At 42.0% G+C, this 1,571-nt stretch carries 1 protein-coding gene; it reads right to left on the reverse strand.

What is annotated here, in order from left to right; genetic code table 11:
- Positions 1 to 197: 197 nt before the first annotated feature.
- Complete coding sequence (locus F6K49_RS47630; RefSeq protein WP_293109563.1) at positions 198 to 1,322, reverse strand: SGNH/GDSL hydrolase family protein; 1,125 nt, start codon at positions 1,320 to 1,322, stop codon at positions 198 to 200.
- Between the last annotated feature and the right edge of the window lie 249 nt (positions 1,323 to 1,571).

The raw sequence follows: 1,571 nt of genomic DNA on the forward strand, positions 1-1,571 counted from the left end.
ATTTGACATCACTCTGACCCAACGCCTTGATTGTGCCTGAGCTATAGCAGTCTGAGACAGGTAAGCGATCGCAGATAAGATTAACAGAAATTTACCCATAGAATTTACCAATAGTAGTATCAAACTATTAAGTATCGATTTAGTATCAACGGTGACAGCTCAGAAAGCTGCCACTGTGTTATAATAGATGATATTATCTAAAAGGATTGATTCAACTGTTTCCGAAACAACCAGGCAAGCCCTATCACTCCTAAGGAGGCAGAAGACACTGGTTCTGGTACAGACTTAGACTCATCGTTGTCTTGGGACTTCAGTAATGCTATTGTAGATTCCGCTAGGATCTGATGGCTAGCTGTGCTTGGGTGGATGCTATCCCAGAATACAAACTCGTCTGGATTAGCACAAGCAATAAACGTTGCTTCATCTAAGCACGTTCCCGTCACATTTGTGAAACCGAAGTTTCCAGGATTGGTCAAAACCTGATTAAATAAGTTATTGGCATCTAAGGATATCAGGTTAATGTCAGCTAAGGATTGGCTCAAAACGTTAACGGTGGAGTCCAACAGAGAGTTATGTTGGTCGGTCAAATCCGTGAAGCCAGTCGATAATAAACTACCTAGCCTCAGTGATCGAGGTATCTTTCCCAAATCTGGTAAGTTAAGCACTAGGAAATTGCGAGCACCAAAGTTATACAGGGAGTTCACTGCTGTCTGTATATTGCCCACGACCTGAGTAGGATTAGGAGGGTCTACACTCCGGTAATCATTGGCACCCGACCACAGAATATAGAGGGCGTTGGGGTCAGCGATCTGATCAGATACAATCAGGTCATTGGTAAACCCTGCGACTTGGGTGAGTAATCCTGGTAACAACGCCCCGAATTCACCAAGGCCAGCTAATCCAGCTTGAGAACCACCAAAAGCAAAGTTTACGCTTTGATTAGTCGTCGCACCATTGAAGAAAAAACTCACTCTAGGGCCATCGGGAGTGATAGTGATTGGAGAAAGTATCGGCGAATCCGGTAACACCACAGACAAGTCAGTAGATGGCTTTAGGTCTATTTCCAGAGAATCTGCTACAAAATCTACCCAGATCGGACCATTGCTAAAACGTCCCTGAAAGTAGGGTGGACTCTGGGGGGTGATGGGAATGGTGGGATCTACCTGATTGCCTGCCTTACTGCTATTGAAGGTATTGCCAGAATCCGATAGGCTATCCCCAAACACATAAAGATTAGTGAAATCTAAATCATATGCCCTAGCTTCAGAGGGCAACATTAAAGTTAATAGAGAAAATCCGAAGGCCGTAATTGCGTTTTTCATTTTTGATTGTCTGTGATTGTGGGCAGGTTTGAATCCAAAACTAAAAACCTACAGACATAGAGTACTGGTTTGGGTAACCCTCTTTATTAAGATATTGCAAAATTTTTGGGTTATAGTATAAATAAACAATAAAGTCTTACAATAAATTTAATCAGGCTATATATGGTATCATGTCCAGAAACATCGATAGTGTAAAGCGTGGGTAATTGATAATTGGTAATGGGGAATTGGTATGTTTGATTTGTACTA

Source organism: Moorena sp. SIO3I6 (assembly GCF_010672095.1).